Annotated in this window: 8 protein-coding genes and 1 pseudogene; 2 read left to right on the plus strand and 7 right to left on the minus strand. The window is 71.5% G+C overall.

The window, feature by feature from the left end; translation table 11 throughout:
* Positions 1–77: 77 nt before the first annotated feature.
* Positions 78–905, plus strand: a complete 828-nt coding sequence (locus ABEA81_RS33230) for an SAM-dependent methyltransferase (protein ID WP_345610664.1) — start codon at positions 78–80, stop codon at positions 903–905.
* A 69-nt stretch (positions 906–974) separates the two neighbouring features.
* Here the strand turns inward: ABEA81_RS33230 and ABEA81_RS33235 are convergent, their stop codons facing one another.
* A complete protein-coding gene (locus ABEA81_RS33235; RefSeq protein ID WP_345610666.1) occupies positions 975–2,144 on the minus strand; it encodes a serine hydrolase domain-containing protein in 1,170 nt (389 codons plus the stop codon).
* A 134-nt stretch (positions 2,145–2,278) separates the two neighbouring features.
* On the opposite strand from ABEA81_RS33235, the gene ABEA81_RS33240 reads away from it, so the two are divergent.
* Positions 2,279–3,202 (plus strand): zinc-binding dehydrogenase, encoded by a 924-nt coding sequence (locus ABEA81_RS33240; RefSeq protein WP_345610667.1) that lies wholly within the window; start codon positions 2,279–2,281, stop codon positions 3,200–3,202.
* A 72-nt stretch (positions 3,203–3,274) separates the two neighbouring features.
* On the opposite strand, the gene manD is transcribed toward ABEA81_RS33240, so the two are convergent.
* The 6 genes and pseudogenes from manD to ABEA81_RS33270 all read right to left on the minus strand — a co-directional run.
* Complete coding sequence (gene manD / locus ABEA81_RS33245; protein WP_345610668.1) at positions 3,275–4,468, minus strand: D-mannonate dehydratase ManD; 1,194 nt, start codon at positions 4,466–4,468, stop codon at positions 3,275–3,277.
* Positions 4,469–4,495: 27 nt separating this feature from the next.
* Positions 4,496–5,365, minus strand: a complete 870-nt coding sequence (locus ABEA81_RS33250; RefSeq protein WP_345610669.1) for a carbohydrate ABC transporter permease — start codon at positions 5,363–5,365, stop codon at positions 4,496–4,498.
* On the minus strand, positions 5,362–6,252 hold the full coding sequence (locus ABEA81_RS33255) for a carbohydrate ABC transporter permease (protein WP_345610670.1): 891 nt from the start codon (positions 6,250–6,252) through the stop codon (positions 5,362–5,364). Before ABEA81_RS33255 ends, ABEA81_RS33250 begins: the two co-directional genes overlap by 4 nt.
* 13 nt (positions 6,253–6,265) lie before the next feature.
* Positions 6,266–7,543 (minus strand): ABC transporter substrate-binding protein, encoded by a 1,278-nt coding sequence (locus ABEA81_RS33260; protein WP_345610671.1) that lies wholly within the window; start codon positions 7,541–7,543, stop codon positions 6,266–6,268.
* A gap of 59 nt (positions 7,544–7,602) precedes the next feature.
* Positions 7,603–7,716, minus strand: a pseudogene (locus ABEA81_RS33265) (two-component system response regulator); the annotation flags it as partial.
* A gap of 105 nt (positions 7,717–7,821) precedes the next feature.
* On the minus strand, positions 7,822–8,087 hold a 266-nt coding region (locus tag ABEA81_RS33270), incomplete at its 5' end, for a hypothetical protein (RefSeq protein WP_345610672.1).

Here is an 8,087-nt window from a genome sequence, read left to right on the forward strand (position 1 = left end):
TCCCGACGGAACGGTGCGCCCGGCGAGAGGATAGCCCCGGAGTGGAGGCGAACGATCAGTGGCGGAAGGATGGTGCCATGCCCGATCAGTCGAGCGACCCATTCGTCCACACCGGGATCGACACCACCGTCGCGCACTCGGCACGGGTCTGGAACTACTGGTTGGGCGGTAAGGACAACTACGCCGTCGACCGCGAGGTCGGCGACGCCTGGATGGCGCTCTACCCGGAGATCGTCGAGAAGGCGCGTGAGTCGCGCGCGTTCCTGCGGCGGGTGGTGCGGTTCCTCGCCGGTGAGGCCGGCATCCGGCAGTTCCTCGACATCGGCACCGGCCTGCCGACGGCGGACAACACCCACGAGGTCGCCCAGGGCGTCGCCCCGGGCGTCCGCGTCGTGTACGTCGACAACGACCCGCTGGTGCTGGCCCACGCGCGGGCCCTGCTCGTCGGCACGCCGGAAGGCGCGACGCAGTACCTGCACGCGGACGTCCGCGACGTCGACGAGCTCCTGCGGGGCGCGGCGGAGATCCTCGACTTCACCGAACCCATCGCCATCCTCATGTTCGGGCTGCTCGGGCACATCAAGGACACCACCGAGGCCCGCACCCTGGTGAAGCGCATCCTCGCGCCGATGCCGTCGGGCAGCTACCTCGCGATCGCCGACGGCGCCCCCACGGAACGGGCGCGGGTGGCCGAGGAGGAGCAGGTCAAGAAGACCGGGAACATTCCCTACCTGAACCGCGAGCCCGAAGAGATCGCGTCGTTCTTCGACGGGCTCGAGTTCCTCGAACCGGGGTTCGGATCGGTGTCGTCGTGGCGCCCGGAACGGCCGGTAGGAGACGTCTCCGTTCTCACCGTGGCTCCACCCCACGTCGACGAGTACGGCGGGCTCGCCCGAAAGCCGTGACCCCCGCCGATGGGCCCGGTCCCGCGCCGACACCGTTGAGCGGGAGCCCGTGCGGTCGGGCCGGCGGCGTCACCTCGACGCCGAACGGGGCGCGCAGTAGCGCCAGAAGTCCAGCATCATCGGCACCGGTTCGGGGCCGACGACGCCGCGCTGGGTGAGCAGGATGTGGACCGCGCCGGTCGAGGGCACGACGTGGGCGGACGTGCCGGTGCCGCCGGTCCACCCGTACCGGCCCGGCACGTTCCACGGGTCGGTCGGCACCACGTCGACGCCACCGCCGAAGCCCCAGCCCTGACCCTCCAGGAACACGGGGTTGGCCTCGCGTTGGGCGTCGGTCAGGTGGTTGGTGGTCATCCGCCGCACCGACTCGGCCGACAGCAGCCGTCGGCCTCCGGCGGCACCTTCTGCGACGCCTCCTGCGAGCAGCATCCGCGCGAAGCGGAACCAGTCGTCGACGGTGCCGGCGAGCCCGCCCGATCCGGCCGGGAAGGCGGGGAGGCGGCTCCACTGCCCGTCCGGTCCGTCGGCCAGCTCCAGGTCGCCGTCGGGAGAGGGCTTGTAGTAGCTGGTGAACCGGTCGCGCTTGCCCGCCGGCACGACGAACCCGGTGTCGACCATGCCCAGCGGTTCGAACACCCGCTCGGCCAGGAAGTCGGGCAGCGTCCGGCCGCTGGCCCGGGCGATCAGCACGCCCTGCAGGTCGGAGCACGTGTCGTACAGCCACGCCGCACCGGGCTGGTGCAGGAGCGGGATCCGCCCCAGCGCCGCCATCCACTCGTCGGTGTGCGGTCGCAGCTGCACCTCGCGCCCGTCGGTCTGCACCGTGAACAGCCGCTGCACCTGCGGCAGCGAGAAGTCCGAGGGGAACCCGTACCCGGCGCGGTTGGTGAGCAGGTCGAACACCGTGATCGGCCGGACCGCCGGGACCACGTCGTCGACCGGACCGGAGGGCGTGCGCACCACCGTCGGCTCGGCGATCTCCGGCAACCACGTGCCCACCGGCTCGTCCAGCGCGATGCGGCCGTCCTCGACGAGCATCAGCACGGCCGCCGCGGTGATCGGTTTCGTGATCGACGCGATGCGGAAGATCGAGTCGCGGGCCATCGCCGCGCCGCCGTCGACGGTCATGGACCCGACGGCCTCGACCTCGACCTGGTCGCCGCGGGCCACGAGCGCCACCGCGCCCGGCACCGTCCCGTCGTCGACGTGGCGCTGCAGGATGTCGTGCAGTGTGGTCATCGAACCACCTCTTCCGGATCAGCGGGGTCCAGGACTGCGGGTGCTCAGGCGCAGGCTTGGCAGCAGGTGTGGTGGCGGGGTAGGCAGATCATGTGTGGGCGCAGCAGTTGACCGGTCCGGGGACGCTACAGCCGGTGGAGGTGCCCGCGCCTGCCGCGGGCGACCTGCGAGCGGGTGAGGTCCTCGTCGCACTCGAACACGGCGGCATCTGCGGCAGCGACCTGCCGTACTTCCGGGCCGGTGGGCGGCCGGTGGTGGAGCCGGGGCGGCTCGCGAGCGCGCCGCCGGGCTTCCCGATGCACGAGATCGTCGGGCGAGTGCACGCCTCCCGCGATCCCGGGGTGGCGGCCGGGGACCGGGTGGTCGGTTGGGCGTCGGCGTCGGACGCGCTGGCCGAACTCGTGGTCACCCTCGGCTCCGGCCTGCACCCGGTCACGGCGGACGGGCCCGGTCCGACGACGGTCGCGGCGCAGCCGCTGGCCTGCGTCATGTACGCGGTCGACCAGCTGGGCGACCTGCGGGGCAAGCGGGCCGCCGTGCTCGGCCTCGGGGCGATCGGCCTGCTGTTCGCGTGGGAGCTGCGGCAGCGGGGCGCCGCCACGGTCGTCGGCGTCGACCCGGTCGACCGCACCGCCCACGCCGCCGCGTTCGGCCTCGACGAGGTGCTGGTGACCGGCAGCCGCCCGTGGTCGGAGTCGCTCGGCCCGGCCGACCGGCCGGACGTGATCGTCGAGGCCGTGGGGCACCAGACCGCCACCGTGGGCGACGCCGTGCGCGCCGTGGCCGACGGCGGCACCGTCTACTGCTTCGGCATCCCGGTGCGCGACGCCTACCCGATCGACGTGTACGCGGTGGTCCGGCGGAACCTGCGGATCATCGGCGGCCTCACCAAGGAGCGGCGTGCGGTGCTGGGCCGGGCGCTGGCGCACCTGGAGCGGTTCCCGCACGTGGCCGAACAGCTCGTCACGAACGTGCGTCCCGCCACGGACGCGGCTGCCGCCTACGCGGCGGCCTGCAGGCCGACGGCAGGCCGCCTGAAAACGGTGCTCGCGCTGTAGCCGATGGCCCCGGGCGCGACTTCATAGACCCAGCCCGGGCTTCACACGAGGCCGGCCCTGTGTGAAGCCGGCCTACCAGTCGTGCACGGTGCCGTCGCGGAGGCGGTTCACCGGGAGGTAGGAGGGCCGGTACTCGAACGTCGCCGCGGCCTCCTTGTCGACGGTGACGCCGATGCCGGGGGTCTCGCCGGGGTGCAGGTAGCCGTCGTCGAACGTGTAGGAGCGGCGGAACACCTCGTAGGTCTCGGTCGTGTGCGGCGCGAACTCCTGGATGCCGAAGTTGTGGATCGCGAGGTCGAGGTGCAGGCCCGCGGCCATTCCGACGGGGGAGATGTCGGTGGGTCCGTGGATCCCGGACCTCACCTGGTACAGGGCCGCGTAGTCGAAGAGCTTGCGCATCGCGGTGATCCCGCCGGTGTGGGTCACGGCCGAGCGGACGTAGTCGATGAGCTGCTCTCGGATGAGCGTCTGGTAGTCGAAGACCGAGTTGAACACCTCGCCGATCGCCAGGGGGGTGGTGGTGTGCTCGCGCACCAGGCGCAGACCTTCCTGGTTCTCGGCGGGCGTGCAGTCCTCCATCCAGAACAGGTCGTACGGCTCGAGCGCCTTGCCGAGCTTCGCCGCCTGGATCGGGGTGAGCCGGTGGTGCACGTCGTGCAGCAGCGGCAGCTCGGGGCCGAACTCGTTCCGGACCGCCTCGAACACCGTCGGCAGGTGGCGGAGGTACGCGCGGGTGTCCCAGACCTCCTCGGTGGGCAGCCCGGTGCGGTCGAGGGGGTTCCCGATGCCGTAGATCGTGTCCAGGCCGGGCACGCCGGACTGCACGCGGATGGAGCGGAAGCCCTCTTCCCGGCGGGCGCGGACCGAGTCCAGCACCTCCGGCAGGTCCCGTCCGCTCGCGTGCCCGTAGGCCATGATCCCGGTGCGGCTCGCCCCGCCGAGCAGCTGGTAGAGCGGCATGCCCGCGGCCTTGGCCTTGATGTCCCACAGCGCCACGTCGACGGCGGCGATCGCGGCCATCGTCACCGGCCCCCGCCGCCAGTAGGCGCCGCGGTAGAGGTACTGCCAGGTGTCCTCGATCCGGTGCGCGTCGCGGCCGACGAGCAGCGGGACGACGTGGTCGCGCAGGTAGCTCGCCACCGCCAGCTCGCGGCCGTTGAGCGTGGCGTCGCCGTAGCCGACGAGGCCGTCGTCGGTGGTGATCTCGAGGGTGACGAAGTTGCGTCCCGGGCAGGTGACGATGACGTCCGCGCCGGCGATCCGCATGGAGGTCCTTCCTTATCCCTTGGTGGCCTATCCCTTGGTGGCACCGGCGGTGAGCCCGGCGATGAGGTAGCGCTGCCCGAAGACGGCGGCGAGCACGACGGGGACGCTCATCAGCGTGGACGCGGCCATCAGGCCGCCCCAGTCGATGCTCGCGTAGGAGATGAAGTTGAACAGGGCGACCGGGAGCGTCTTCGTGTTCTCGTCGGAGAGGATCAGCGCGAAGATGAAGTTGTTCCAGCTGAACACGGTGGCGAGCACGCACGCGGTGGCCGTGCCCGCGGTGGCGAGCGGCAGCGAGATCCGCAGGAACGCGCCGAACGCCGAGAGCCCGTCGACGCGGCCGGCCTCCTCCAGCTCCACCGGCAGGCCCTCGAAGAAGCCGATCATGATCCAGGTGATCAGCGGCACCGAGACGAACATGTGCGAGAGCACCAGCACCGTGTAGCCGCCCACCAGCTCCAGCCGGGCGAACACGTAGTACCAGGGCACCAGGAGCGAGATCGCCGGGATGATGCGGGCGATCAGGACCCAGCTGCCCGCCCGGCGCATCCCGAAGCGCCCGATCGCCCACGCCGCGGGCACCGCGATCAGCGCGGACAGCGCCGTCGACACGACGGCCACGATGATCGAGTTCACCATCGCGGGGAGGAACACACCCTCGTCGAAGACGGTGCGGAAGTTGTCGAGCGTGGGGGTGAAGACCACGGCGTCGGCGGTGTTGCTGATCTGCACGTTCGTCTTGAACGCCGCGAGCACCATCCAGACCAGCGGCAGCGCGAACACGAGGCTGACCAGCACGACCGCGGTGAGCCGCAGGCGTTCGAGGCGGCGCTTGCGCGGGTCGGGGCCGCGCGACGGGGCGGCCGCTCCCGTGGGCCGAGAAAGGGTGGCGGTCATGATCCGGCCTTCTCCGATCGGAGCCTGAGGACGACGACGATCCCGATGATCAGCACGGTGAACAGGACGAGCACGGCCGCGGCGAGCCCGTACTCCGAGTAGTCGAACGTGATGCCGTAGGCGTAGACGTTGAGGGTCTCGGCCTCGTAGCTGGAGCCGCCGCCCGCGCCCTTCGTGGCGTAGATGAGGTCGAACGTCTTGAGCGCGTCCACGCTGCGCAGCACGAGCGCGGTGACGATCGTGGTGCCGAGCATCGGCAGCGTGACGAGGCGGAACCGCTGCCACGCGGAGGCGCCGTCCACGAGCGCCGCCTCCTCCGGCTCCTCGGGTAGCGTGGTGAGCCCGGCGAGCAGCAGGAGCGTCATCATCGGCGTCCACTGCCACACGTCGATCAGGATCAGCGTGGGCAGCGACTGCGCCACCGACCCGAGGAACGGCTGCGGCGGGATGCCGACCAGGCCGAGGATCGCGTTGGCGATCCCGACGGTCGGGTCGAGGATGAGCATCCACACCACGCCGACGGCCACGGGCGTGGCGAGCAGCGGCACCATGAGGATCGTGCGCATCCAGCGCATGCCGCGGAACGGGCGGCGCAGGAGCATCGCCAGCGCCATCCCGAGCACCAGTTCGAGGACCACCGCGGCCACGGTGAAGACGAACGTCCGCCCGACAGCGGGCCAGAACCGGCGGGTGTCGCCCAGCGCGTCGGTGTAGTTCGTCAGGCCGAGGAACCTCGTATCGGCGTTGACCGCCCCGAACGCGTCGGTCAGGCTGAGCCACGCCGTGTACGCCAGCGGGAACACGACCATCAGCCCGATGAACACCACGGCCGGGGCGATCATCGTCCACTTGAGACGGCGGTTCTCCTGCTCCAACGTTCGAGCCATCAGAACCTCCCCCTCAGATCTGGCGCTGCCGGGCGTCGCGGACGAGGAAGTCGTCGAACTCGTCGGAGGTGTCGCGCGCCTCCGCCACGAAGTCCTCACCGAGGATTGCGGCCACCATCGGGCGGCCGACGATGTCGCGGGCGCGCCCGACCTGCACCACGTCCGGCCGGTCGCGCGGCACCCCGGTGGCGGTGCCGGCCGCCATCGACGCGGCGAGGTCCGGCGGGAAGCCCGCCCCCGCGTCCGGGTTCTGCCACGCGGACGTCCGCGCACCGGGGATTCCGTCGCGTTGCATCGCGAGCACGGTGGCCGGGCTCGACGCCCAGCGCAGGAACTGCCACGCGGCGTCGCGCCGCGGCGAGAACGCGTTGACCGCGAGGCCCCAGGACGCGATGTTGTACGGCCGGGAGCCGGCAGGCCCGGCCGGGAACGGGGCGAACCCGGTCCGGTCGCCGACCAGCGAGGTCTTCGGGTCGACGAAGTTGGTGTACACCGAGTCGGCGTCGATCACGAACGCGACCTTGCCCTGGGCGAAGATCGGCGTGATCTGCTCGAGGCTCATGTTGGTGACGCCGAGCGGCCCGGCCTCGCGCAGCAGCCGCCCGTAGTACTCGTAGGCGGCCAGCGCCTCAGGTGTGGCGATCCCGGAGCGGCCGTCGACGATGAAGTCGCCGCCGAAGGAGTACAGGTAGCTGGAGAACTGGCTCACCGCGAAGTTGCGCTGGCCGCGCCCGGCGAACCCGATCATGTCGCTGGCCGGGTCGTGCAGCCGCTCCGCCGTGGAGAACAGCTCCTCGAGCGTGGTGGGCGGGCCGTCGGGCACCAGGTCGCGCCGGTAGTAGAGCGCGGACCGCTCGGTGACGATCGGCACCCCGAACACCCGGCCCTCCGTGGTGACCCGCTCGCGCGCGCCCTCCTGCACGTCGGCCCAGTCGTACTCCGCGTCGCCGACGACGAGGTCGGTGAGATCGGCGAGCCAGCCGTTGCGGGCGAAGAGCAACTGCTCCTGCAGCGGCCGGTACATCATCACGTCGATGTCCGGGGCACTCGCGTTGAGCTTGACGTTGTAGGTGGACGAGACCTGGTCGGCCGTCATCGTGGAGATGACCACCCGCCGGTGCGCGAGGTCCTCGAACTCGCCGACCCGCTTGCGGATCGCGTTCCCCCACACGTGGTTGGCCAGCACCAGCCGCAGGTCGCCGTCCGGTCCGTCCCCGGAACGCGCGCAGCCGGCGAGCCCGGCGAGCGCTCCGACGCCCGCGGTCCGCAGGACGTCCCGTCGTCGAAGCACGCCGCCCCCTCGCCGCATCTTGTCTGATGTCCGGTTCGGGACCCTACGTCAGGTGTCGATCAGCCGCTCCAGCGATACCGGCGCTCGGGCCGGCCGGTGCCGCCGTAGCGCAGTCGCACGGTCGCGGCACCGGTGGCCACGAAGTGTTCGGGGTACCGGCGCGCGCTCACCCGGATCGTCAACCGGGGCGCCGTTCCGCGTGGAACGCTCCACGAACCCGGTCCGCTGTCGGCCGTGAATCGTCAGGCCGTCCCGGTGCGTCCCGCGGAACGCCGCTGTCAGGCGGCGGCGGTGATTCGGCGGGGTAGTAGCACGTCGAGGATGGGTTCTGGATCCAGGCGGTTGCCGTCCCAGTCCGGGGTGGGGGCGGCGATTTGGGCGGGGCTGGCGAGGCGGCGGGTGCGCCCGAAGTACATTCGGTTACCTCGCCGGTCATCGAGGAGTGCCTGTACCCGGGCGTCGCAGGCCAGCCGTTCGGCGGTGGTGGCGGGGATCTCGGGGCCGTCTTCGATGCGGGCGGTGCCGGTGGGGACCTCGACGTGCA

This window comes from Pseudonocardia adelaidensis (assembly GCF_039543345.1).
Lineage (GTDB): Bacteria > Actinomycetota > Actinomycetes > Mycobacteriales > Pseudonocardiaceae > Pseudonocardia > Pseudonocardia adelaidensis.